The 23,497-nt window shown below is 70.9% G+C and carries 19 protein-coding genes, 1 tRNA gene and 1 riboswitch; of the genes, 7 read left to right on the forward strand and 13 right to left on the reverse strand.

Annotated elements, in window-relative coordinates:
* Positions 1–212: 212 nt before the first annotated feature.
* Positions 213–1,598 (reverse strand): cystathionine beta-synthase, encoded by a 1,386-nt coding sequence (locus ACFYYB_RS31515; RefSeq protein WP_389439950.1) that lies wholly within the window; start codon positions 1,596–1,598, stop codon positions 213–215.
* Between the two features lie 168 nt (positions 1,599–1,766).
* Here ACFYYB_RS31515 and ACFYYB_RS31520 point away from each other — a divergent pair, with 168 nt between their 5' ends.
* The 3 genes from ACFYYB_RS31520 (at position 1,767) to ACFYYB_RS31530 (ending at position 5,270) form a co-directional block, all read left to right on the forward strand.
* Complete coding sequence (locus ACFYYB_RS31520; protein WP_389439582.1) at positions 1,767–2,852, forward strand: SGNH/GDSL hydrolase family protein; 1,086 nt, start codon at positions 1,767–1,769, stop codon at positions 2,850–2,852.
* Positions 2,853–2,919: 67 nt separating this feature from the next.
* Complete coding sequence (locus ACFYYB_RS31525; protein ID WP_327306400.1) at positions 2,920–4,140, forward strand: acetyl-CoA C-acetyltransferase; 1,221 nt, start codon at positions 2,920–2,922, stop codon at positions 4,138–4,140.
* A 314-nt stretch (positions 4,141–4,454) separates the two neighbouring features.
* Positions 4,455–5,270, forward strand: a complete 816-nt coding sequence (locus ACFYYB_RS31530; protein WP_389439584.1) for a hypothetical protein — start codon at positions 4,455–4,457, stop codon at positions 5,268–5,270.
* A gap of 33 nt (positions 5,271–5,303) precedes the next feature.
* On the opposite strand, the gene ACFYYB_RS31535 is transcribed toward ACFYYB_RS31530, so the two are convergent.
* Positions 5,304–5,738 (reverse strand): hypothetical protein, encoded by a 435-nt coding sequence (locus ACFYYB_RS31535; protein ID WP_389439586.1) that lies wholly within the window; start codon positions 5,736–5,738, stop codon positions 5,304–5,306.
* A 101-nt stretch (positions 5,739–5,839) separates the two neighbouring features.
* Here ACFYYB_RS31535 and ACFYYB_RS31540 point away from each other — a divergent pair, with 101 nt between their 5' ends.
* Complete coding sequence (locus ACFYYB_RS31540; RefSeq protein WP_389439588.1) at positions 5,840–6,070, forward strand: DUF4287 domain-containing protein; 231 nt, start codon at positions 5,840–5,842, stop codon at positions 6,068–6,070.
* A 140-nt stretch (positions 6,071–6,210) separates the two neighbouring features.
* Here the strand turns inward: ACFYYB_RS31540 and ACFYYB_RS31545 are convergent, their stop codons facing one another.
* Together ACFYYB_RS31545 and ACFYYB_RS31550 are read right to left on the reverse strand one after the other, a co-directional pair.
* Complete coding sequence (locus tag ACFYYB_RS31545) at positions 6,211–7,068, reverse strand: Bax inhibitor-1/YccA family protein (protein WP_266957629.1); 858 nt, start codon at positions 7,066–7,068, stop codon at positions 6,211–6,213.
* A gap of 201 nt (positions 7,069–7,269) precedes the next feature.
* Positions 7,270–7,351: transfer RNA gene (locus tag ACFYYB_RS31550), tRNA-Leu, on the reverse strand.
* Positions 7,352–7,944: 593 nt separating this feature from the next.
* On the opposite strand from ACFYYB_RS31550, the gene ACFYYB_RS31555 reads away from it, so the two are divergent.
* Complete coding sequence (locus ACFYYB_RS31555; RefSeq protein WP_389439952.1) at positions 7,945–8,709, forward strand: ABC transporter ATP-binding protein; 765 nt, start codon at positions 7,945–7,947, stop codon at positions 8,707–8,709.
* 64 nt (positions 8,710–8,773) lie between these two features.
* Complete coding sequence (locus tag ACFYYB_RS31560; RefSeq protein WP_389439590.1) at positions 8,774–11,335, forward strand: ABC transporter permease; 2,562 nt, start codon at positions 8,774–8,776, stop codon at positions 11,333–11,335.
* A gap of 92 nt (positions 11,336–11,427) precedes the next feature.
* On the opposite strand, the gene ACFYYB_RS31565 is transcribed toward ACFYYB_RS31560, so the two are convergent.
* Together ACFYYB_RS31565 and ACFYYB_RS31570 are read right to left on the reverse strand one after the other, a co-directional pair.
* Positions 11,428–12,747 carry a class I SAM-dependent methyltransferase gene (locus tag ACFYYB_RS31565; protein ID WP_389439592.1) on the reverse strand — a complete coding sequence of 440 codons (1,320 nt, stop codon included), beginning with the start codon at positions 12,745–12,747 and terminating at the stop codon, positions 11,428–11,430.
* A gap of 180 nt (positions 12,748–12,927) precedes the next feature.
* Positions 12,928–14,313, reverse strand: a complete 1,386-nt coding sequence (locus ACFYYB_RS31570; protein ID WP_389439594.1) for an NAD(P)/FAD-dependent oxidoreductase — start codon at positions 14,311–14,313, stop codon at positions 12,928–12,930.
* A gap of 442 nt (positions 14,314–14,755) precedes the next feature.
* Here ACFYYB_RS31570 and ACFYYB_RS31575 point away from each other — a divergent pair, with 442 nt between their 5' ends.
* Positions 14,756–15,886, forward strand: a complete 1,131-nt coding sequence (locus ACFYYB_RS31575) for a MerR family transcriptional regulator (RefSeq protein ID WP_389439596.1) — start codon at positions 14,756–14,758, stop codon at positions 15,884–15,886.
* A 71-nt stretch (positions 15,887–15,957) separates the two neighbouring features.
* On the opposite strand, the gene ACFYYB_RS31580 is transcribed toward ACFYYB_RS31575, so the two are convergent.
* The 7 genes from ACFYYB_RS31580 to ACFYYB_RS31610 all read right to left on the reverse strand — a co-directional run bounded on the left by ACFYYB_RS31580 (position 15,958) and on the right by ACFYYB_RS31610 (position 23,446).
* On the reverse strand, positions 15,958–16,899 hold the full coding sequence (locus ACFYYB_RS31580) for an exopolyphosphatase (protein ID WP_389439598.1): 942 nt from the start codon (positions 16,897–16,899) through the stop codon (positions 15,958–15,960).
* Entirely contained in the window at positions 16,896–17,465 is a 570-nt protein-coding gene (locus ACFYYB_RS31585) for a DUF501 domain-containing protein (RefSeq protein ID WP_389439600.1), read from the reverse strand. Before ACFYYB_RS31585 ends, ACFYYB_RS31580 begins: the two co-directional genes overlap by 4 nt.
* A gap of 40 nt (positions 17,466–17,505) precedes the next feature.
* The gene (locus ACFYYB_RS31590) at positions 17,506–17,994 is read right to left on the reverse strand and encodes a septum formation initiator family protein (protein WP_327306392.1); all 489 of its coding nucleotides are present in this window, start codon (positions 17,992–17,994) and stop codon (positions 17,506–17,508) included.
* Between the two features lie 108 nt (positions 17,995–18,102).
* The gene (gene eno, locus ACFYYB_RS31595; RefSeq protein WP_389439603.1) at positions 18,103–19,389 is read right to left on the reverse strand and encodes a phosphopyruvate hydratase; all 1,287 of its coding nucleotides are present in this window, start codon (positions 19,387–19,389) and stop codon (positions 18,103–18,105) included.
* A gap of 320 nt (positions 19,390–19,709) precedes the next feature.
* Positions 19,710–20,414: a transglycosylase family protein gene (locus ACFYYB_RS31600; RefSeq protein WP_389439605.1), complete on the reverse strand. Its 705-nt coding sequence runs from the start codon at positions 20,412–20,414 to the stop codon at positions 19,710–19,712.
* 2 nt (positions 20,415–20,416) lie between these two features.
* Positions 20,417–20,588, reverse strand: a riboswitch (cyclic di-AMP (ydaO/yuaA leader).
* Between the two features lie 276 nt (positions 20,589–20,864).
* On the reverse strand, positions 20,865–21,971 hold the full coding sequence (locus ACFYYB_RS31605; RefSeq protein ID WP_389439607.1) for a transglycosylase family protein: 1,107 nt from the start codon (positions 21,969–21,971) through the stop codon (positions 20,865–20,867).
* 143 nt (positions 21,972–22,114) lie between these two features.
* The gene (locus tag ACFYYB_RS31610; RefSeq protein ID WP_389439609.1) at positions 22,115–23,446 is read right to left on the reverse strand and encodes a cytochrome P450; all 1,332 of its coding nucleotides are present in this window, start codon (positions 23,444–23,446) and stop codon (positions 22,115–22,117) included.
* Positions 23,447–23,497: the final 51 nt, after the last annotated feature.

Genomic DNA, 23,497 nt, shown 5'->3' on the forward strand with positions numbered 1-23,497 from the left:
GGTCCGGGAGCCGCTCCGGAAGTGCGCCGACGCCGTTCGTGGTGCCGGCCGGGTCCCGGTTTCCCGGGCTTCCCTGCCGACAACCACCACTGTGCCGGAGCCGTGTTAAGCCGGTGCTGCCACCACGTGTCGGGCCCGTACCGTTTGCGCGTCGCCCGCGCGCAGCCCCGTACGCGAACTCGTGCGGGGCCCCGTACCCGAACCCGTACGGGCTACTTCGCGCCCTTGGCCAGGAACGCCAGCAGGTCCTGACGGCTCACCACACCGGTCGGCTTGCCCTCGACCAGCACGATCGCCGCGTCGGCCTCGCCGAGCACCGCCATCAGTTCGGAGACCGGCTCGCCCGAGCCGACCTGCGGCAGCGGCGAGCTCATGTGCTTCTCCAGCGGGTCGCCCAGCGAGGCGCCGCCCGCGAACAGCGCCGCCAGCAGCTCCTTCTCGACGACGGAGCCGATGACCTCGGCGGCCATCACGTCGGGGTGGCCGGCGCCCGGCTTGACGATCGGCATCTGCGAGACGCCGTACTCGCGCAGCACCTCGATGGCCTCGCCGACGGTCTCCTCGGGGTGCATGTGGACCAGCGAGGGGATGCCGCCCGCCTTGTCCGCGAGCACGTCCCGGATGCGGGCGGAGGGGCCCGCGTCCTCCAGGAAGCCGTGTCCGGCCATCCACTCGTCGTTGAAGATCTTGCTGATGTAGCCGCGGCCGCTGTCCGGGAGCAGGACGACGACCACGTCGTCCGGGCCGAGGCCCTCGGCCGCCCGCAGCGCGGCGACGACCGCCATGCCGCAGGAGCCGCCGACGAGCAGGCCCTCCTCCTTCGCGAGGCGACGGGTCATCTGGAAGGAGTCCTTGTCGGACACCGCGATGATCTCGTCGGCCACCTCCGCGTCGTAGGCGGTCGGCCAGAAGTCCTCGCCGACGCCCTCGACGAGGTACGGACGGCCGGAGCCTCCGGAGTAGACCGAGCCCTCGGGGTCGGCGCCGATGACCTTCACGCTGCCGCCGGAGGCCTCCTTGAGGTACCGGCCGGTGCCCGAGATCGTGCCGCCCGTGCCGACGCCCGCGACGAAGTGGGTGATCTTCCCGTCCGTCTGCTCCCAGAGCTCGGGGCCGGTGGTCTCGTAGTGCGAGCGCGGGTTGTTCGGGTTGCTGTACTGGTCGGGCTTCCAGGCTCCCGGGGTCTCGCGCACGAGGCGGTCGGACACGTTGTAGTACGAGTCCGGGTGCTCGGGGTCGACGGCGGTCGGGCAGACCACGACCTCGGCGCCGTACGCGCGCATGACGTTGATCTTGTCAGCCGAGACCTTGTCGGGGCAGACGAAGATGCACTTGTAGCCCTTCTCCTGGGCCACGATGGCGAGTCCTACGCCCGTGTTGCCGCTCGTGGGCTCCACGATGGTGCCGCCGGGCTTGAGTGCTCCGCTCTGTTCGGCGGCCTCGATCATCCGTACGGCGATCCGGTCCTTCGCGGATCCGCCGGGATTGAAGTACTCGACCTTGGCAAGGACGGTGGCCTGGAGGCCTTCGGTCACACGGTTGAGCTTCACCAGCGGGGTGTTGCCGACGAGGCTGATCATCGAGTCGTGGAATTGCACCATGTTCTCCAAGGAGGGGACTCCACGGGTTCTCCGGGAGGCACCGCCAGACTATGCGGAAAGGGATTGGCCGACCGTCCCTACGGGGCAGGAAGGTCAACAGGACGGCGGGGTCGAGCAGGCACGGCGCAGGGATCCGGCCAAGGGACCGAGAAGGTGGCTTGAAGGGTGTCCAGGGCGAGGACGGCCCGCCGCATCGCGGCGGGGGCGGCGTACGGCGGTGGCGGGCTCGGGCTCGTCGGGGCCGCCGCGGTCGGGCTGGTGGTCGCGGAGATGCAGTTCGCGAAGCGGACGGTCGGCACCGGGCTCCCGGATCCGCCGCGCGCGGACGGGCTGTACGGGAGCGAGTTCGGCGGGCCCGAGCTGAGTCCGGGCCCGCTGCGGTTCGGCGTGCTGGGCGATTCCACGGCGGCCGGGCTGGGCGTGCGGCGGGCCCGGCAGACGCCGGGCGCCCTGCTGGCCTCGGGGCTGGCGGCGGTGGCCGAGCGGCCGGTCGAGCTGCGCAACGTAGCCCTTTCGGGTGCGATGTCGGACGACCTGGACCGCCAGACGGGGCTGCTGCTGGACGGTGACGAACCGCCCCCCGACGTGTGCGTGATCATGATCGGCGCCAATGACGTGACCCGCCGGATGCCGCCCACCCAGTCGGTGCGGCTGCTGACCGCGGCCGTACGCCGGCTGCGGCTCGCGGGCTCCGAGGTGGTGGTCGGCACCTGTCCGGACCTCGGCACCATCGAGCCCGTGTACCAGCCGCTGCGGTGGCTGGCCCGCCGGGTCTCGCGCCAGCTGGCGGCCGCCCAGACGATCGGGGTGCTCGCGCTGGGCGCCCGTACCGTCTCGATCGGTGACCTGATGGGGACCGAGTTCGCGGCGAACCCCCGCGAGATGTTCGGTCCGGACTCCTACCACCCGTCGGCGGAGGGGTACGCGACCGCGGCGATGGCCATACTGCCCACCCTGTGCGCGGCCCTGGGCGTCTGGCCCGAGTCGGACCGGCTGGACGTGTCGCGCAACGAGGACATGCTCCCGCTGGCCAAGGCCGCCTCGGCGGCGGCGGGACAGGCCGGCACGGAGGTGACCGGGGCCCGGGGCGCCTGGGCCCTGCTCAAGTACCGGCGCAGGCGCCGGGTGCCGGGCGAGGACCTCACGGAGCAGACGGGGCAGACCGGGCGGACGGAGCAGACTGGAGGTGCCGCGCCGGACGGTGCGCCGGACGCGCCCAGAGCGACCGGAGTCACATCGCAAGGGCAGTGACCTCGACGGTACGGGGCGGTAACTTCGCATGCGGTCCCGGTACGACACCACTTCCCTTGGAGCCCCGATGCCCGAAGCCGTCATCGTTTCCACCGCCCGTTCGCCGATCGGGCGCGCTTTCAAGGGATCCCTCAAGGACGTCCGCCCGGACGACCTGACCGCCACGGTCATCCAGGCCGCCCTCGCCAAGGTCCCCGGGCTGGACCCGCGCGAGATCGACGACCTGATGCTGGGCTGCGGCCTCCCGGGCGGCGAGCAGGGCCACAACCTCGGCCGGATCGTCGCGGTGCAGATGGGCATGGACCACCTGCCCGCGACCACGATCACCCGCTACTGCGCCTCCTCGCTGCAGACCTCCCGGATGGCGCTGCACGCCATCAAGGCGGGCGAGGGCGACGTCTTCATCTCCGCGGGCGTCGAGATGGTCTCCCGGTCCGTGAACGGCTCCTCCGACGGCATCCCGGGCACCCACAACCCGCTCTTCGCCGACTCCGAGGCCCGCACCAAGGAGGTCGCCGAGTCCACCGGGTCCTCCTGGCACGACCCGCGCGAGGACGGCCGCACCCCCGACGCGTACATCGGCATGGGGCAGACCGCGGAGAACCTGGCCCGGCTCAAGGGCGTGACCCGCGCCGACATGGACGAGTTCGGCGTGCGTTCGCAGAACCTGGCCGAGGAAGCCATCAAGAACGGCTTCTGGGCCCGCGAGATCACCCCGGTCACCACCCCGGACGGCACGGTCGTCTCCCAGGACGACGGCCCGCGCGCCGGGGTCACCCTGGAGGCCGTCCAGGGCCTCAAGCCCGTCTTCCGCCCCGACGGCCTGATCACGGCCGGCAACTGCTGTCCGCTGAACGACGGCGCCGCGGCGCTGGTCGTCATGAGCGACACCAAGGCGCGCGAGCTGGGCCTGACCCCGCTGGCCCGGATCGTCTCCACCGGCGTCACCGGCCTCTCCCCCGAGATCATGGGCCTGGGCCCGGTCGAGGCCTCCAAGCAGGCCCTGAAGCGGGCGGGCCTGACCGTCGGCGACATCGACCTGTTCGAGATCAACGAGGCCTTCGCGGCCCAGGTGATCCCCTCCTACCGGGACCTGGAGATCCCGCTGGAGAAGCTGAACGTCAACGGCGGGGCCATCGCCATCGGTCACCCCTTCGGGATGACCGGCGCGCGCATCACCGGCACGCTGATCAACAGCCTGCAGTTCCACGACAAGCAGTTCGGCCTCGAAACCATGTGCGTCGGCGGCGGTCAGGGCATGGCCATGATCATCGAGCGTCTCAGCTAGGTCTCGATCGAGCGGGGCCATCGGGATCAAGAGCCGAGGCCAGACGCCGTAAGGGATCCGCTTGATCCCATACGCCGTACTGACGCCGAATCTAATCCTGTCGCGGCCATTCTGTGACCAAATGTCCCCCAGGATGTGACCTTAGTCCTGGGGGATCATTGTTTCCCCAGGTCAGGCCTGGTTCGGGAGGGGCTCCCGGGACGAAAGGCCTGTCCAATTCATGACGTAATGCACTGCAAGCCATTCCCAGGTCAGGACAAGCTGATGTAGGAAGTCGGGGGATCGAATCAATCAGGAGTTAGTCAGTGAGCGTCATGCCTCTTGCCCTACTGCTGACCACGGCCGCTGCCACGGCCGTCGGCGCTGCTGCGCTGCACGCCGTCCACGGCCTGCGCAAGCAGGTCACCGCACTCCGCGGTGAGCTGACGGTTTCGCACCCCCGTGGCGCCGCCGCAACCGTTCCGCACGCCCGCAGCGCCGTGGAGTCCCCCGCCGCCGAGATACGAGCCGCCGTCGCCGAGGCCCTGGCCGAGGAGCGCGAGCGCGAGCTCGCCGAGGCGCGTGCCTTCTGGGCCGCTCAGGAGGCCCGTGACGCCGCCGACGCCCCCTCGCTGCTGGGCGGCCTGTCCGGCCTCGGCGAGGAGAGCCCCGTCTTCCTGCCCCGGCAGGCGGACATGGTGGGCCTCGAGCCGCTCCTGGGCGACGACGCCGAGGACTACCCGGCCTACCCGGAGGACTCGGCCGAGCTGGCCGCCGCCCGCCGGCGCCACCCCTCGCACCCGGACTTCGTCCCCGTGCAGGCCTCGCACCCCGGCGCCGACCACGAGCGCACGGTCAACCGCCTGGAGGAGCTCGCGGAGGCCCGTACGGCCCTCGCGGACGTCCGCCCCGGCCCGCTGGGCACCCTGGACGTGTACGTCTTCACGGACGGCACCACGCTCTGCATGACCCCGGGCCACCGGGAGACCGCCGAGCGGCTCGCCGACGCCCTGCGCTCGGGCAGCGCCCCGGTCCTGCTGGGTGGCTCGGGCATCTCCGGCGCCTACGCCCTGACCTTCTCCTGCGGCGACTCCGAGGACCCGGACAGCAACGTCTACATCCTCGCCGACCGCGTCATCGCCTCGCTCTGAGCCCCTCGCTCTGAGCCCGCGCGGCGATCCGCGTCACCGCAGCGCCCCGGCTTCCGCCTGATCGACCAGCCGAACGGCCTCGTCCAGCATCTCGGACGGGGCCTTCGCCACGTCCCGGCCCGGTGCGTCCTGTGCGTCCGTCGCGCCCGGGGAGCCCACCGCGCCGGCCGCGCCGGCCGACGCTGCGTACAGGGCCTCGGCGAGGTCCAGCCCGGCCACGGCGAGCTGGTCGCCCACCACGAAGATGCCGGCGTCGGGCATCGTCCGCGCCGGAGCCGCCCCCGCGCCGTCCCTGCCGTCCCCGGAGCCCGCGGAGGCCGCCTCCAGCCGCTGTGCGCGCAGCGAGAGCTCCCGGGCCAGGTCCAGCGCCACCTCGGCGGCTCCCTGCTGGAGCCGGCTCTGCGGAGCCGCCCGCAGCCGGTCGGCGAAACGTTCCACGGCGGCGGTCAAGGGTGAGGTATCGAGCACCCGGCCGACCTTACGCGCCGCCCCGGCGCCATTGCCAACGGGCGAACTCTCCGGCACGGTGGCGTGAAGAGAGCAGCACGGCGATACCTCCGGAGGCGCCCATGTCCGTCGAGTTCTCCGAGCAGACCCACCGCAACATGATCGACAGAATCCCCCGCTCCACCGGTCGTGAACTCTCCGACTGGCTGCGGACCGTGGAGGACGGCCCCTCCCTCGTCCGGTTCGAAGAGAAGGTCAGCTGGCTGCTCGGCGCGCACGAGCTGTCGTACGGCCAGGCCAAGGCGATCATCCACGAGCACGACCTGCGCAGGGCCGCCCGCAAGTTCGGCTGAGCCGGCCCCTGCCCCCGTCCCGAGCCCCCGACTTCCCGTCCGCCCCGATCACCCGATCCGCTGACCCCCGACATGCGGGAAGGCCCCGCGAGCGCGTGCTCGCGGGGCCTTCCTCGGCTCTACGGGTGGAGCCGGTGGTGCTAGTCGCCCTTGAGGATGGAGATCAGGCGCAGCATCTCCATGTAGATCCACACCAGGGTCATGGTGAGGCCGAAGGCCGCCAGCCAGGACTCCTCGCGGGGGGCGCCGTAGGCCACGCCGTCCTCGACCATCTTGAAGTCCATGGCGAGGAAGGCGGCACCCAGGAGGATGCCGATGACGCCGAACAGGATGCCCAGGGGGCCGCTGCGGAAGCCGAGGCCGTCGCCGCCCGCGAAGACGGAGAACAGCAGGTTGACGACCATCAGGAGCATGAAGCCCACGGCGGCGGCCATCACGAAGCCGACGAAGCGCCGGTTCACCCTGATCCAGCGCATCTTGTACGCGAACAGCACGCCGGCGAAGACGCACATCGTGCCCATGACGGCCTGGACGACCGTGCCCGGGCCGGTGTAGGTGCTGACGGCCGAGCTGATGACGCCGAGGAAGACGCCCTCGAAGGCGGCGTACGCCAGGATCAGCGCCGGGACCGGCTTGGCCTTGAACGACTGGATCATCGCGAACACGAACGCGATGAGCGCGGCGCCGATGGCGATGCCGTACGACTTGTTGATGTTGGCCGAGTCGACCGGAAGAACGATCCAGGAGATCGCCGCCGTCAGGATGACCGTGCCGAGCGTCAGAGCCGTACGGCTCACGACGTCGTCGATGGTCATCGCGTTGCCGCGGACCGGCGCCTGCGGCATACCCGTGGCCGGGTCGGTCGCGTAGGGGTTGGTCGCGTACGGGTTGGTGGCGGTCCCGGCCTGGGCCTGGGGCTGCTGCGTACCGAAGCCCGCATAAGCACCGTTGTCGCGGCTGAATCCCCGTCGCGAGAAGACCGGGTTGCTGCTCCTCATCTCACTCCTCCATGGCCACCGTGCGCGGCCTTGGAGTCAAGAGTAATGCGAACGCAAAGGAATCGCCCTACTGCTGGAGGAGGATCTTTCCCCTGGGGTCTCGGGTGTGAGGGGCGGCTCTGGCGTGACGGGCGGGGGTACCCGTGGCGCCCCCGCCGTCCGCGCGTTCCGGCCTGAATCGGAACGTCCTCAACATCATCGTGCCCGAAGCCGGACTTGAACCGGCACGACCCGAGGGTCAGCGAGGTTTAAGCTCGCCGTGTCTGCATTCCACCATCCGGGCAGGGCGTAGCGGCCCCGTAGGAAAAGCCTTGAACGCTGCGCCGAGCCTATCCGGAACACTTGCGCCCCCACCTGGGCATCTCGCCGATGTTGTCTGATTTTATTGGTGATTGATGGCCCGTCAGGGGACAGAAGGCGCGGTCGGCACGTTCCGGGCGTCGATCATGGCCGCCACGGGATTGACGGGATTTCGATGGCCCCGCGCCACCCCGCACGCCACCCCGTGCGCCACCCCCTCGGGCCGGCTCCGCTTCCGGTCCCCCGCCGTTCCGCTTCCGTCCCCGGTCCCGGCTCCGCTTCCGCCCCCGGTGCGGGCTCCGTTCCCACCCCCGGCGGGGGCTCCGATCCGGCCCGCGCGCGGCTCCCGTTTCCCGTTCCGGGCCCCGCCGGACCGGCTGCCTCCCCGAGTCCGCCCCGCCCCGCTGTCATACCAAAGGAGGAGGCCCGGCCCTCCGTGGTCAGTCTCCAGGGGACCGGAGAAGGGGCATCACGGCTGATCCGGAGCGGGGGTAGGCGCCACGAGGATGGAGGAGTCCCGCCCACCGCGGACCGTGAGCCCGGTCCGTCCTTCGAGGAGCCGCCCCCGTGACCACCATGAACTACGCCCCGCACACCGCCCAGGCCGTCGCCGCGCGCGCCTCCGGCCTCTCCAAGGTGTACGGCCAGGGCGAGACCCAGGTGGTCGCTCTGGACAACGTCTCCGTGGACTTCGCGCAGGGCCAGTTCACCGCGATCATGGGCCCCTCCGGATCCGGCAAGTCCACGCTGATGCACTGCGTCGCCGGCCTGGACACCTTCTCCGCCGGGTCCGTCCGCATCGGCGAGACCGAGCTGTCCACCCTGAAGGACAAGCAGCTGACGCAGCTGCGCCGGGACAAGATCGGCTTCATCTTCCAGGCCTTCAACCTGCTGCCGACCCTGACGGCCCTGGAGAACATCACGCTCCCCATGGACATCGCCGGCCGCAAGCCCGACAAGCAGTGGCTGGACTCGGTGATCAACATGGTCGGCCTCTCCGACCGCCTCTCCCACCGCCCCACCCAGCTCTCCGGCGGCCAGCAGCAGCGCGTGGCCGTGGCCCGCGCCCTGGCCTCCCGCCCCGAGATCATCTTCGGTGACGAGCCCACCGGAAACCTCGACTCGCGCTCCGGCGCCGAGGTCCTCGGCTTCCTGCGCAACTCCGTGCGCGAGCTCGGCCAGACCGTCGTGATGGTCACCCACGACCCGGTGGCCGCCTCCTACGCGGACCGCGTCATCTTCCTCGCCGACGGCCGCATCGTCGACGAGATGATCCAGCCCACCGCGGACGGCGTGCTCGACCGCATGAAGGCCTTCGACGCCAAGGGCCGCACCAGCTGACGGACGCCCGCGCCCCTCGCAGACGTCCGTCCCCGCTGACCTCCTAGACCTGGATTCCTCCACCATGTTCCGTACCGCCCTGCGCAACGTGCTCGCGCACAAGGCCCGGCTGCTGATGACGGTGCTCGCCGTCGTCCTCGGCGTCGCCTTCGTCTCCGGCACGCTCGTCTTCACCGACACCGTCGGCAAGGCGATGTCGAACCAGTCCGCCAAGAGCTTCGACGGCGTCGCCGTCTCGGTCACCTCCTACGGCGCCTCCCGCAACGACGAGGGCGTCAAGGAGGGCGAGCCGGGCATCAGCCAGAAGACCCTCGACAAGGTCAAGGCCCTCGACGGCGTCGACTCCGCCTCCGGCCGCGTCCACGGCTTCGCCGCGGTGGGTGACCAGGACGGCAAGCTGATCGGCAACGGCTGGTCCAACACCGGCGCCAACTTCGTCCCCCTCAAGGACGGCAAGGACCCCCGCTACACCTTCTCTGAGGGCAACGGCCCGGCCAAGGCCGGCGAGATCGCCCTCGACAAGGAGACCGCCAAGCGCGGCAAGTACACGGTGGGCGACAAGGTCCGGGTGGCCGACAACGGCCCGGCCAAGGAGTACACGCTCGCCGGCGTCTTCACCACCGAGGACGGCGCGGTCAACGCGGGCGGCTCGCTCGTCCTGTTCGACACCCCGACCGCCCAGCAGCTCTACCTGAAGCAGGGCTTCTACGACGAGCTCGCGGTCAGCGCCAAGGCCGGCGCCTCCGCCGACCGGCTGCTGACCGAGATCAAGCCGCTCGTCGGCAAGGACGCCAAGGCCCAGACCGGCGCGGCGCTCGCGGCCGAGCAGGCCAAGGACATCGAGCGCGGCATGAGCAGCATGAACCAGATGCTGCTGACCTTCGCGCTGATCTCGCTCTTCGTCGGCGTCTTCCTGATCTACAACACCTTCACCATGCTGGTCGCCCAGCGCACCAAGGAACTGGCCCTGCTGCGCGCCGTCGGCGCCAACCGCGGCCAGGTCAAGCGCTCGGTCCTGGCCGAGGCCCTGGTCGTCGGCGTGATCTCCTCCGCCATCGGCCTGATCGGCGGCATCGGCCTCGCGGTCGCCATGCGCTCCGCCATGGGCCTCTTCGACGCCAAGATCCCGGCCGGCCCGGTGGTCGTCGCCCCCCTCACCGTCGCCGCCGCGATCGGCATCGGCGTCCTCGTCACGATGCTCGCCGCCTGGCTGCCGGCCCGCCGCACCGCCAAGATCTCCCCGGTCGCCGCGATGGGCAGCGCCCACCTGCCGGCCTCCTCCAAGTCCCTGGTGCTGCGCAACAGCATCGGCGGCGCCGTCACCCTGCTCGGTCTGCTCGCCATCCTCGGCGGCGCCATGACCGGCAAGGACGGCAAGATGATGATCGGCGCCGGTGCCTTCCTCACGATGATCGGCATCATCATCCTGCTGCCGGCGCTCTCCCGGCCGGTCATCGCGGCCGTCCGCCCGCTGCTGGAGAAGGTCTTCGGCGTCGCCGGCAAGCTCGCCGCGCAGAACGCGGTGCGCAACCCGCGCCGCACCGCCGTCACCGCGGCCTCGCTGGCCATCGGCCTGACCCTGGTCACCGCCCTGTCCGTGCTCGGCATCACGATGGGCAAGGCCATCGACCGCATGACGACGGACAACCTCAAGGCCGACTACAAGGTGTCCATGGGCGACACCTTCGGCAACATGGACCCCTCCGTGCTCCCGGCCCTGCAGAAGGCCCCGGGCGTCAAGGCGGTCTCCCCGCTGCAGACCGGCTTCGTCCAGCTCGGCGAGGGCAAGGAGTACCAGGACGTCTCCGGGGTCGACCCGGCCACCATCGGCCAGCTCCTCAACTTCGACCTGGTCGGCGGACAGCTCGGCAGCCTCGCCAAGGGCGAGGTGGCGGTGTCCGACAAGGCCGCGAAGAAGGACGGCCTGTCGGTCGGCTCCACCCTGAAGGTCACCTTCGACGACCGGAAGAAGGCGGACCTCAAGGTCGGCGCGGTCTACAAGGACATGGAGGGCATGCTCTCCCCCTACGTGATGGACTACGGCGTCCTCGCCGGGCACAGCGCGGACGGCGAGAAGCCGAGCATGCGCGAGGTCTACGTCAAGATGGACGGCGGCGCCTCCGACAAGGCCGAGCAGTCCCTCGTCGACGCCCTCGGCAAGAACCCGGCGATCACCTTCGCCACCCAGCAGGACATCCGCAACGAGATGGGCGGCCTCATCAACACCGCCCTGAACATCATGTACGGCCTGCTCGGCATGGCCCTGATCATCTCGGTCCTCGGCGTCGTCAACACCCTGGCGATGTCCGTGTACGAGCGGACCCAGGAGATCGGCATGCTGCGGGCGATCGGCCTGGACCGCGGCCGGGTCAAGAACATGATCCGGCTGGAAGCCATCGTGATCGCGCTCTTCGGCGCGGTGATCGGCGTGGCGCTGGGCACCTTCATCGCCTGGGCCGTCGGCGAGACCATCAAGGCCTCGATCCCGAACTACGCCCTGGTGATCCCCTTCGACCGGATCGCGATCTTCATGCTGCTGGCCGGCATCGTCGGCGCCCTGGCGGCCATGTGGCCCGCCCGCAGCGCGGCCCGGCTGAACATGCTGACCGCGATCAAGACGGAATAGCCGCGGCAGCCGTACGACGGCACCCGTACGAAGCCGCAGGGCCCCGCGACATCACGTCGCGGGGCCCTGCCGCCGTTCCCCGCCGTACGGGGCTACGCGGGCCACTCCCGGGCCCGCAGCGGCATCCCGGAGGCCGACCGCTTCCCGGTGCGCACCGCGAGCACCTGGTTGACGCCGAGCCGGTTGTGCTCGAAGGCGAGCGCCGAGGCGGCCATGTACAGCTGCCAGACCCGGGCCCGCCCGGGCGAGGTCAGCCGCTGCGCCTCCTCCCAGTGGTCCTCCAGCCGGGCCACCCAGGCCCGCAGGGTGAGCGCGTAGTGCTCGCGCAGCGCCTCCACGTCGCGGACCTCGAAGCCGGCCCGCTCGAGCTCGCCTACGGTGGTGCCCAGTGGGGACAGCTCGCCGTCGGGGAAGACGTAGGCGTCTATGAACGCGTCGATCCGGTAGGCCTCCTCGTCCGGTTCGGGACGCCGCGCGATCTGGTGGTTCAGCAGCCTCCCGCCCGGCCGCAGCAGGCCGTACAGCGTGTGGGCGTACGTGCGGTAGCGCTCGGCGCCGACGTGTTCGGCCATCCCGATGGAGGAGACGGCGTCGTACGGGCCGTCCTTGACGTCCCGGTAGTCCTGGACCCGGATCTCCACGAGGTCCGCCAGGCCCTCCTCCGCGACCCGCTTGCGGGCGTAGGCGGCCTGTTCGCCGGAGAGGGTGATCCCGGTGACCTTGACCCCGTACTCCCGGGCCGCGTGCAGGGCCATCGAGCCCCAGCCGCAGCCGACGTCCAGGAGCCGGTCCCCCGGGCCCAGGGCGAGCTTGCGGCAGACCAGGTCCAGCTTGTCCCGCTGGGCGTCCTCCAGGCTCCCGCCGGGGGTCCAGTAGGCGCAGGAGTACACCATCGACGGGCCGAGCACCCGCTCGTAGAAGGTGTTGCCCACGTCGTAGTGGTGGCTGATGGCCCGCCGGTCGCTGCCCTTCGTGTGCCGGGGGCCGCCGCGGCGGACAGCCTCCTCGGGCGGCGGGGCGGGCTTGGTCCACGGCCGCGCCAGGCCCACGAGGCCCCGTACGGCGGCCCGGGAGCGCGGATCGCGCAGCAGGGCGGCGGGCCCGGCGCCCTTGCCGGCGGACGGCTCGGGAGCGGGCTCGCGGTCCCGCTCCCAGAGCAGTCCGCCGACCCGGTCCAGCAGCTCGAACAGGTCCCCGTCGACGGTGAGGTCCCCGGCCACCCAGGCGCGGGCCAGGCCGAGCTCGCCGGGCTTCCACAGGATCCGGCGCAGGGCGCGCCGGTTGTTCAGGACCAGGATGGGACCGCCGAGCGGACCGGCCTCGCTGCCGTCCCAGACCCGGATCCGGACGGGGAGGGGGGCTCCCATCAGGGTTTCGGCTAAAGCGGCCAGCCGCGGCGCGGCGTCGTTCATGCGGGATCCTCCAACAAGCACCGACGAGTTCGACAAGTTCCGACCGCACGGCATACCCGGATCCGGTCCCGAATATGCCGAAGGGGCCGCCCGCACCACGGATGGCGGGCGGCCCCTTCGGGACGCACTGGGTCGTACTGGTACTGCCGGTCCTGCTGGTCCTGCCGGGGCCCTACGGGGTCAGGAGGCCTTGGCCTTCTCGGCCGGGGCCGTGACGGCGGCCGGAGCCGGCGCCGGCTTGGCGGCCTCGTAGAACTCCTCGCGGGGGCTCTCCAGGGCGCCGAGGGAGACGACCTCGCGCTTGAGGAACATGGCGAGGGTCCAGTCGGCGAAGACGCGGATCTTGCGGTTCCAGGTCGGCATGGCCATGCCGTGGTAGCCACGGTGCATGTACCAGGCGAGCCGGCCCTTGAGCTTGATCTTCATCTTGCCCATGACGATCATCGCCACGCCCTTGTGGAGGCCGAGGCCCGCCACCGCACCCTTGTTGGAGTGCGAGTACTCGGCCTGCGGGAAGCCCCGCATGCCCGAGATGACGTTGTCGCCGAGGACCTTGGCCTGGCGCAGCGCGTGCTGGGCGTTCGGCGGGCACCAGGCGTTCTCCACGCCGGCCTTGCGGGCGGCGAGGTCGGGCACCTGGGCGTTGTCGCCGGCGGTCCAGATGTAGTCCGTGCCCTTGACCTGGAGGGTCGGCTCGGCGTCCACGTGGCCGCGGGGGCCCAGGGGCAGGCCGTAGCGGGCCAGCACCGGGTTGGGCTTGACGCCGGCGGTCCACACGAGGGTGTTGGAGTCGACCTCGAGGCCGTTCTTCAGCACCACGTGGCCGTCCACGCAGGAGTCCATGGAGGTGTTCAGGTAGATCTCGATGCCGCGCGACTCGAGGTGCTCCTTGCCCCAGGTGCCGAGCTTGGGCCCGACCTCGGGAAGGATCTTGTCGGCCGCGTCGACCAGGATGAAGCGCATGTCCTCGCGCTTGATGCTGGAGTAGTACTTCGCGGCGTCGCGGGCCATGTCCTCGACCTCGCCGATCGTCTCGGCACCGGCGAAGCCGCCGCCGACGAAGACGAAGGTGAGGGCCTTGCGGCGGACGTCCTCGTCCGTCGTGGACTCGGCCTTGTCGAGCTGCTCGAGTACGTGGTTGCGCAGGCCGATGCCCTCTTCCACGCCCTTCATGCCGATGCCCTGTTCGGCGAGGCCGGGGATCGGGAAGGTGCGGGAGACGGCGCCGAGCGCGATCACCAGGTAGTCGAAGGGCAGCTCGTACGCCTCGCCGACCAGCGGCGTGACGACGGCGACCTTGCGGTCCTGGTCGATGTTCGTGACACGGCCGGTGAGGACCTCAGCCTTCGGAAGCACGCGTCGCAGCGGTACGACGACGTGCCGAGGCGAGATGCTGCCTGCGGCCACTTCGGGGAGGAAGGGCTGGTAGGTCATGTACGAGCGCGGGTCGACGACCGTGACGGTCGCCTCGCCGTAACGCATCTTCTTCATGATGCGCTTGGCTGCGTACAGGCCTACGTACCCACCTCCTACAACGAGGATCCTGGGACGCTCCGTGGTGCTCATGAGGAAAAGTATCCAGCACCCCAAGGGATGACGCTCGTGAGCCCCTTCACAAGGACCTCCGGACCCTCTGCTACACTCCGCCGCCCACGTGACCGAGGTCATGGCGCGGAGCGGGAACCAGGGTGTAACGGGAGTCGTTGAACACCAGTCCTGAACTGGCCTCCAAGCCCCTAAGCGGAGTAGACCACCGCCTTCGTGGATACCTACCGCCAGAGGTGCGCCGCGACCTTCAATCGCACGAACGCGAGCAAAAAGAAGGCCCAGGAGGCTCCGGACTCACCCAAAAGGCTCCTCCAGAGCCCTCATAGGCACCTTTTCCTTGTGAAGAACTTCACGAAGTTCATGTGGACGACGGGACCAAAGGCCCCCGAACAGCCCTCCGGGAGCCCTTCTTGACCCTCGACCTGGTCGAGGGACCAGGGTTCGGGGCGTGGAGAACGAGATGCGCAGTATCGGCGAGACGGCCCTCGACAGCGGCCTGAGCGTGAGTGCCCTGCGGTTCTACGACGGGGCCGGCGTGCTGGTTCCCGTCCGGGTGGACCCGGCGAGCGGGTACCGCTGGTACGGACCCGAGCAGGTCGAGGAGGCCCGGCTGCTGGCCCGCCTCCGGCGGACCGGGATGCCCTTGGCGGACATCCGGCTCGTGCTGGCCGGCTGGGCCGGCGCGGACACCGATCTGGTCCGCGGCCTGCTCCGGGCGCACCTGCTCCGGCTGGAAGAGGGCCTGTCCGACGCCCGCACCGAGCTCTCCGCGATCCGCGCCCTACTCGACCGCAGGGAGAACCCGATGACGACCACGAACACGACCGCCCCCACGACCGCCCAGGCCACCGCCCACGCCGCCGCCGGCACGACCGCCCGGCTCACCGTCTGGGGGCCCGAGCTGGCCGCCGCCCTGGACTCGGTCCGGTTCGCCGTCTCGGCCGATCCCGGGCTGCCCGTGCTCGGCGGCATCCTGTTCGACATCGAGGACGGGGCGCTGCGCGTCGTGGCCACCGACCGGTACCGCCTGGCCGTGGCCCGCGCCGGGGTCACCGGCCACACCGGGCCCCGCGTCAGGCTCCTCGTACCCGCCCCGCTCGCGGACGCGATGCGGGCGCTGTTGAGCGACGACGCCCCGGTCCTGCTGACCGTGGACGGCGACCGCGTGGCCCTGGAGACGGAGGCGGCGGACCGCCAGGCGGCCGGCCGCTGCCTGGACCACGAGTTCCCCGACTACCGCCGCCTGGTCAGCCTGCCCGCGGGGCGCCGGGTCCTGGTCGACGTACCGGCCTTCCGCGAGGCGCTGGAGAACGGCCCCGTCCGGCCGGCCGTGCGCGAGCAGGACGGTGCGACCGGCGAGCTCAGTGTGCTCAGGGTGACCGGCGAGGGCACGGTGTCCCTCGGCGCGGATGGGGACGACGAACCGGCCGACGTCGGCCTGAACCGCGCGTTCCTGCTGGACGCGCTCGCCGCCGGAGCCCGCGACCGGCTGATCCTGGAGCTAGGCGCCCCCAAGGCCCCCGTGGCGATCCGCCGCCCCGACGACGAGGAGTCCTTCTCCCTCCTGATGCCGGTCCGGCTGGACGGGTAGCCGTCCGGACGTGACGGTGCCCCCGGCGGGATCCGCCGGGGGCACCGTCACGTGCGTGTCGAAACGGGCCGTCAGGCGATGGACCAGGCGATGCCGTCGAGGATGTCGTGCTCCGAGACGACGACCTCCGTGGCGCCGATCCGCTCCATGATCGCCAGCAGGACCAGGGCGCCCGCGCCGATCACGTCGACCCGTCCCGGGTGCATCACCGGGATGGCCGCGCGCTCGGCGTGCGTCAGCGTCAGCATCCGCTCGCTGATCTCGCGGACCGTCCCGTACGGGATCCGGGAGTGGTGGATCCGCGCCGAGTCGTACGCCTCCAGGCCCAGTGCGATCGCGGCGACCGTGGTCACCGAACCGGCCAGGCCCACCAGGGTGCGCGCCTCGGCCAGCGGGACCGTCTCGGAGGCCAGGTCCAGGGCCGCCTCGATGTCGGCCCGTATCGCGGCGATCTGCCCGGCGGTCGGCGGGTCGGTGACTACCCCGTCCACCGTCAGGTGACGCTCGGTCATCCGGACACAGCCCACGTCGACGGAGCGGGCCGCCCCGACGTGCTCGGTGCCGACCACGAACTCCGTGGAGCCGCCGCCGATGTCCACCACCAGGAAGGGCCGCTCCAGATCGGTGCGGCCGGTCAGCTCGCCGGTGGCGCCGGTGAAGGAGAACTCGGCCTCCTGGTCCCCGCTGATCACCTCGGGCTCGACGCCCAGGATGTCCAGGACGCCCCGGACGAACTCGTCCCGGTTCTCGGCGTCCCGGGAGGCCGAGGTCGCCACGAAGCGCACCCGTTCGGCGCCGAGCTCCTTGATGACCGCCGCGTACGCGCGGCACGCCGCGAAGGTGCGCTCCAGCGCCTCCGGGGCCAGCCGGCCGGTCTTGTCGACGCCCTGGCCGAGCCGGACGACGGTCATCCGGCGGTCCAGGTCGGTCAGCTCGCCGGTGGCGCGGTCGAGGTCCGCGACGAGGAGCCGGATGGAGTTCGTACCGCAGTCGACGGCCGCGACCCGGGTCACGCGCCCGCCTCCCCGTCCGTGGCCGTCGCGTTCTCGTCGGCCTTCTTCTCGCCGCACGGGGTGACGCAGGCGCCCTTGGCCCACCACTCGGGCAGCATCGCCAGGGCCTCGTCGCCGAACGGGTTCACGCCCGGGCCCGCGGCCAGGGAGTGGCCGACCAGCACGTGCAGGCACTTCACCCGGTCCGGCATGCCGCCGGCGCTCGGGAAGCCCTGGAGCACCTCGATGGCGTCGCGGCGGGTGATGTAGTCCTCGTGCGCGGCCCGGTAGGCCGCGGCCAGCTCCGGGTCCACGGCGAGGCGGGCCTGCATCTCCTTCATCACGCCGTTGGCCTCCAGCGTGCCGATCGCACCGGCGGCCCGCGGGCAGGTCAAGTAGTACAGCGTCGGGAAGGGGGTGCCGTCGGGGAGCCGCGGGGCGGTCTCCACCACGTCCGGCTGCCCGCAGGGGCAGCGGTGCGCGATGGCGCGGAGCCCGCGCGGGGGGCGGCCGAGCTGCTGTTCGAACGCCTCGATGTCGGCGGCGGTCGGCTCGGTCCGGTCGGTCTGGGGCGGGGGCGTCTGCATGCCTGGAGGAAGTCTTTTCGTTCTCGTGGATGGGTGGGACTCAGTCGCCCGGGCGGTCGGCCTTGTCGACGCCGTCCCAGACGTTGGAGTACCAGGGCCGGTCGGTGGCGGCCTGTCCGCCGCGGCGCTGCTCTCCCGCGGCGGCTCCGGGGTCGGTCATGATGTAGCTGACCTCACCCGGCCGGACGAAGTGCAGGTGCTTGCGCGCCTGCTGCTCGGCGTACGCGTTGTCCTGCCAGCGGGCCTTCTCGTCGCGCAGCCGTTCCAGCCGGTCCCGCGCGGAGACCGCCTCCTTCTGCTGCTGCGCGATCTCCGAGCGCTGGGAGACGTACTGGCGCATCGGATACGCGAGGGCGACGACCAGGGTACAGAGGACGAGCACGAGCAGGGCGGCCCGGCCGGTGAGCCGGCTGCGGCGGACCTGCCGGCGGGACTGCGAGCGGTACACGTGTGCCGCGGTCCGCTCACCGAGCTGCTTGAGCCTGGTCGCGGTCGAGAACGTGGCGAACCGGTCCCGGTTCCCGGCCATTGATCCGCCTCCCCTATATGCGCACGACGCACTACGTCCCCGCACACGGTACGGGACCGAGTGCGGGGACGTAGGGAGGCTTGCGCCCCTAAGGACCGATCAGGGTGTTCAGCCCTTGAAGCGCGGGAAGGCGCTGCGGCCGGCGTACACCGCGGCGTCGTCGAGGATCTCCTCGATGCGCAGCAGCTGGTTGTACTTGGCGACGCGGTCCGAGCGGGCCGGGGCGCCGGTCTTGATCTGGCCGCAGTTCACGGCGACCGCGAGGTCGGCGATCGTGACGTCCTCGGTCTCACCGGAACGGTGGGACATCATGCACTTGAAACCGTTGCGCTGGGCCATCTCGACGGCGTCCAGGGTCTCGGTCAGCGAACCGATCTGGTTCACCTTGACGAGCAGGGCGTTCGCCGAGCCCTCTTCGATGCCGCGGGCGAGACGCTCGGGGTTGGTGACGAAGAGGTCGTCGCCGACGATCTGGACCTTGGAGCCCAGGCGGTCGGTGAGGGTCTTCCAGCCGGCCCAGTCGTCCTCGAACAGCGGGTCCTCGATGGAGACCAGCGGGTACGCGTCGACGAGCTCGGCGTAGTAGTCGGTCATCTCGGCGGCCGAGCGGGACTTGCCCTCGAACTCGTAGTTGCCGTCCTTGTAGAACTCGGACGCGGCGACGTCGAGCGCGAGCGCGATCTGGGTGCCCGGGACGTAGCCGGCCTGCTTGATGGCCTCGACGATGAGGTCGAGCGCGGCGCGGTTCGACTCGAGGTTCGGCGCGAAGCCGCCCTCGTCGCCCAGACCGGTGGAGAGGCCCTTGGTGTGCAGGACCTTCTTGAGGGTGTGGTAGACCTCGGCACCCCAGCGAAGGGCCTCGGAGAAGGACTCCGCGCCGATCGGGGCGATCATGAACTCCTGGATGTCGACGTTGGAGTCGGCGTGCGACCCACCGTTCAGGATGTTCATCATCGGAACGGGCAGCAGGTGCGCGTTCGGGCCGCCGAGGTAGCGGAACAGCGGGAGGTCCGAGGCCTCGGACGCGGCGTGCGCGACGGCGAGGGAGACGCCCAGGATGGCGTTGGCGCCGAGGGAGCCCTTGTTCTCGGTGGCGTCCAGGTCGATCATCGCCTGGTCGATCAGGCGCTGCTCGGTGGCGTCGTAGCCGACGAGCTCCGGGCCGAGCTGCTCGATGACGGCGAGGACGGCCTTCTCTACGCCCTTGCCGAAGTAACGGTTGGGGTCACCGTCACGGAGCTCTACGGCTTCGAACGCTCCGGTGGAGGCGCCGGACGGGACTGCAGCACGGCCGGTGCTGCCATCGTCGAGGCCCACCTCGACCTCGACCGTGGGGTTGCCTCGGGAGTCCAGGATTTCCCGGGCTACGACGACGTCGATGGACGGCACGAGCATCTCCTTCTGGGATGTGACGCTGGGTGTGCGGTGGCGTGTCAGGCCGTGGGATGGCCTTGCCGCTTAGAGCCTAACCGCCTCCGGGCACTCGGCCAGCCGACCGCCCGGGGGCTGGGACGAAAAAGGGCCTGAATGCCCCTCTTACAGGACATAGGACCCTTGATCATCGGCCTTTCGGAGGCTTCGTCAGGCCGGAGACATCCGCACACAGCACCGCCCGGCGCGAAGGGGGTTACGCGCCGGGCGGTGGAATCGCTGGTGGAACTACGCGGTGGAACTACTGCGCGTCGCGGAAGCGGACACGAGCGTTCTCACGGCTTTCAGCTGAGGTTCAGCTTCTGGCCGGGGTAGATCAGGTTGGCGTCCGACACGATCTCCTTGTTGAGCTCGAAGAGCTTCTCCCAGCCACCGGACACGTTGTTCGCGTCGGCGATCGCACCCAGCGTGTCGCCGGACTTGACCTCGTAGGAGCCGTTGCCCGTCTTCGGGGCGGCGGCCGGACGCTCGGAGCGGGTCGTCGGAGCCTCGACGCGCTTGGTCTCCTTCTTCGGAGCCTCGGCCTTCGGCTTCGGCTTCACCTTCGGCGCGGCCGGCTTCGGCTGCGTCTTCGGCTTGGAGGGGGTGGTCGTCCCCGAGCCGCCGCCGGTGTAGGAGGAGTTCGACAGGCCGACGCCGCAGGACGGCCAGGCGCCCTTGCCCTGGCCCTTGAGGACCTTCTCGGCGATGGCTATCTGCTGGCCCTTGGAGGCCTGGTTGGCCTGCGCGGCGTACGCCTTGCCGCCGTACGCGGCCCAGGTGGAGGACGAGAACTGCAGGCCGCCGTAGTAGCCGTTGCCCGTGTTGATGGACCAGTTGCCGCCGGACTCGCACGAGGCGACCCGGTCCCACTCGGCGCCGGTCGCGGCGGAAGCGGTGCCCGCGGCCATCAGCGGCGCGGCCACGGCGACACCGGCGACACCGGCGAGCGTGACGATGCGGACGGCCTTGGAGCCGCGACGGTGCTTGCCCTTGCCCGAAAGCAGCATGGAGTTCTCCTCACCGACGCCTACGAGGTGAGCTGTCGGGTTCGGGCGAGTGAGTGCCCGGCCGAGCGACCTAGCGCTCGTCTTAACCCCTAGCCGGCGATGTGACCGTCTCTCAACGGCCGCTACCGGCGCCTACCTTGGTTCCCCCGCTCCTGCCTTCGGCGCTTTACGCGACGAGTGTTCCCTCCGTCCGCCGGCAGGATTCGGCGATGCGGTCGAAGGAGCCCGCGGTGGCGAGCGATTCAGAAGGTAGACAGGTCTCCCCCCGATGTTCAACGAGGAACATCGGGGGGAACCGGTGCCTACTTGCGCTCCCCGGAAGGGTGTTTGCGCAGGTGAGGGCGGGGTTTGCGGAACCCGCCGGACCGGACACGCCAGTTGACCTGAAGAGACACATGTCTCACTTACAGAAAACGGACAATCAGCTGGTTCCGGGCGACTTAAGTGCCCCTATTGATCCGTTAGATCCAGATTCTGGCCGGGCTTGATCAGGTCCGCATCGCCGCCGATGACCTGCTCGTTGGCCTCGTAGAGACCCTTCCAGCCACCCTTCACTCCGTTGGCGTCCGCGATCTCGATGAGGCTGTCGCCCGCCTTCACGGTGTACGTCGACTCCGACGCGGCATCAGACGCGGAGGCCGTCTCGACCGCGGCCGGGCCGCGGTGCTTGCCGCCGCCCTCGGTCGAACCGGAAGCCGAACCGGAGGCCGCACCGGGGGTCGGCGTCGCGCCCGGAGCGGTGGACGCACCGGGTGCGGCCGGAGTCGTCGGGGCCGTGGGATCAACCGGGTTGACCGTATTTGCCGGGTTCGTCGGGTCCCCCGGATTGGACGGGGACACCGGAGTCGTCAGGTCCCCCGACGGCGGAGCCACCGGCGTGGTGGGGCCGACCGGAGCGGTCGGGTCCCCGGACGGCGGCGCCACCGGGGTGGTGGGGTCCACCGGGCTCGTGGGAGCCGTCGGGTCGCCCGGGAGTCCCGGGGGCGTCTCCAGGTCCGGCGCGGGCATGACGGGCAGTTCGCCGGGCACGCCGATCGGGTAGTCGGGCTGCGTCGAGGCCGACGGGGCCTCGGGAGCCGGGGTCTTCGGCGTAGGGGCTCCGAAGTCCGTGGACGGCTTGCCCGAGCCGGTGTGGGGCACGGAGTCGTCCGGGCGGGAGGGCGCCGGGGAGGCGGATCCGGAACCGCTGGGCAGGCCCGGGTCCACCTCGGCGGCGGGCGCGTCCTGGGTCAGACCGGCCGGCACTCCGCACAGCGGCCACGCCTGCGGGCCCTGGGAAGCCAGCACGCGCTCGGCGACCGCGATCTGCTGGGAGCGGCTGGCCAGGTCGGCGCGCTCGGCGAAGTCGAGCCCGCCGGCCCTCTTCCACTGCTCCTGGGTGAACTGCAGCCCGCCGTACGCGCCGCCGCCGAAGTTGGCACTCCACGTGCCGCCGCTCTCGCATTCGGCGACCTTGTCCCATGTGGAGGTCTCCGCCGCGCTCGCGCCCGTGGCGGCGAGCAGCGGCAGGGCGAGTGCGGTGCCGGTGACTCCGGCGGTGACGACAAGTGCGGGCACTTGTCGGGGGCGTCTGTGGCGGCCGTTCCCGGAACGCATGAGGCTGCACCTTTCGCATAACGGCGGGGTAACGGCAGAACCTAGCGGCCTTCGAACGCCTGTCACAAGTTTGGGCAGTGAACTGACTTCGGATCAGGCTGGTTTCAGGTGTTTTGGGGCTTCGATTCGGCGCTGAAGCGGACCGGCAGCGTCCGCAGCCCCCGCATGATGAGCCCACCGCGCCAGCGCAGCTCTTCGGGTGCCACGGCGAGTTCCAGATCGGGCAGCCGCGTCAGCAGGGTCGCGAGGGCGGTCTGCCCTTCGAGCCGGGCGAGCGGGGCACCCAGGCAGTAGTGGATGCCGTGCCCGTACCCGAGGTGCTGGTTGTCCGTCCGGGACAGGTCCAGGGTGTCCGGGTCGGCGAACCGTTCGGGGTCCCGGTCGGCCGCCGCCAAGACCACCAGGACCGGATCTCCCGCCGCGATGTCCCGGCCGCCGAGGGTGAAGGACTCGGTGGCGAACCGCCAGGTGGCCAGCTCCACCGGGCCGTCGTAGCGCAGCAGCTCCTCCACGCCGGTCTCCAGCAGTCCGGTCTCGCCCGCGGCCAGGGAGAGCTGGAGCCGCTCGCGCTGCTCCGGGTTCATGAAGAGGGAGTGGACCCCGTTGCCGATGAGGTTGACCGTGGTCTCGAACCCCGCGAACAAGAGGATGAAGGCCATGGCGGTGGCCTCGGCCTCCGTCAGGTGGTCGCCGTGGTCGCTCGCCCGGATCAGATCGGAGATCAGGTCGTCGCCGAGGTCGTCGCGCTTGCGGTGGATGAGCTCCCCGAGATAGGTGCGCATCTGCTTCACGGACCGGGCCACGCCGCCGCGCGGCCCGCCGCCGTGGCGGATCATCATTCCCGCCCAGTCGCGGAAGTCGTCCTGGTCCTCTCGCGGTACGCCGAGCATCTCGCAGATGGCGTAGATGGGGAGCGGGAAGGCGAACTCGTGGATGAGGTCCGCCTCCCCCTTCTCCGCGAACCGGTCGATGAGGTGGTCGGTCAGCTCCTGCACCCTCGGAGTGAACTCGGCCACCCTGCGCGGGGTGAACGCCTTCGACACCAGCCGGCGCAGCCGGGTGTGGTCCGGGGGGTCGATGTTGAGGAGGTGCGTCATCAGCTCCGCCTTGCGCTCCCCGGGGATCCCGGTGCGGCCCTTGGCGTGTGCGGAGCCCTCGTGGTGTGCCGGGTTCTTGCTGAGCCGCTGGTCGGCGAGGGCCTGGCGGGCGTCGGCGTACCGGGTGACGAGCCAGGCCTCGACCCCGCTGGGGAGCGTGGTGCGGTGCACGGGGGCGTGCTCGCGCAGCCAGGCGTACGCCGGGTACGGGTCGGTCGCGAACTCCCAGTCGAACAGGGTCGGAGGGGAGGCGGAGGCGGGTGTGGAGAGGGGCGCGGTTCCGTCCACGGACTGGTCGGCGGCGGGCTCTTCGGGGGCTGCGGGGGTCTGCTCGTGCACCCGGAGACCGTATCCCGCCCGCCACCCGTCACCCCATATGGACCAGTTGTC

This window comes from Streptomyces sp. NPDC002886, from assembly GCF_042888445.1.
Lineage (GTDB): Bacteria > Actinomycetota > Actinomycetes > Streptomycetales > Streptomycetaceae > Streptomyces.

Bases quoted from the DNA above. Each gene is read 5' to 3' on its own strand.
- ACFYYB_RS31555 (WP_389439952.1), top strand. From the start codon at position 7,945: ATGAACTACGCCCCGCACACCGCCCAGGCCGTCGCCGCGCGCGCCTCC.
- ACFYYB_RS31590 (WP_327306392.1), bottom strand. From the start codon at position 17,994: ATGGCCGGGAACCGGGACCGGTTCGCCACGTTCTCGACCGCGACCAGG.
- ACFYYB_RS31570 (WP_389439594.1), bottom strand. From the start codon at position 14,313: ATGAGCACCACGGAGCGTCCCAGGATCCTCGTTGTAGGAGGTGGGTAC.
- eno (WP_389439603.1), bottom strand. From the start codon at position 19,389: ATGCTCGTGCCGTCCATCGACGTCGTCGTAGCCCGGGAAATCCTGGAC.
- ACFYYB_RS31575 (WP_389439596.1), top strand. From the start codon at position 14,756: ATGCGCAGTATCGGCGAGACGGCCCTCGACAGCGGCCTGAGCGTGAGT.
- ACFYYB_RS31565 (WP_389439592.1), bottom strand. From the start codon at position 12,747: ATGAACGACGCCGCGCCGCGGCTGGCCGCTTTAGCCGAAACCCTGATG.
- ACFYYB_RS31530 (WP_389439584.1), top strand. From the start codon at position 4,455: ATGCCTCTTGCCCTACTGCTGACCACGGCCGCTGCCACGGCCGTCGGC.
- ACFYYB_RS31525 (WP_327306400.1), top strand. From the start codon at position 2,920: ATGCCCGAAGCCGTCATCGTTTCCACCGCCCGTTCGCCGATCGGGCGC.
- ACFYYB_RS31585 (WP_389439600.1), bottom strand. From the start codon at position 17,465: ATGCAGACGCCCCCGCCCCAGACCGACCGGACCGAGCCGACCGCCGCC.
- ACFYYB_RS31540 (WP_389439588.1), top strand. From the start codon at position 5,840: ATGTCCGTCGAGTTCTCCGAGCAGACCCACCGCAACATGATCGACAGA.
- ACFYYB_RS31560 (WP_389439590.1), top strand. From the start codon at position 8,774: ATGTTCCGTACCGCCCTGCGCAACGTGCTCGCGCACAAGGCCCGGCTG.
- ACFYYB_RS31600 (WP_389439605.1), bottom strand. From the start codon at position 20,414: ATGCTGCTTTCGGGCAAGGGCAAGCACCGTCGCGGCTCCAAGGCCGTC.
- ACFYYB_RS31545 (WP_266957629.1), bottom strand. From the start codon at position 7,068: ATGAGGAGCAGCAACCCGGTCTTCTCGCGACGGGGATTCAGCCGCGAC.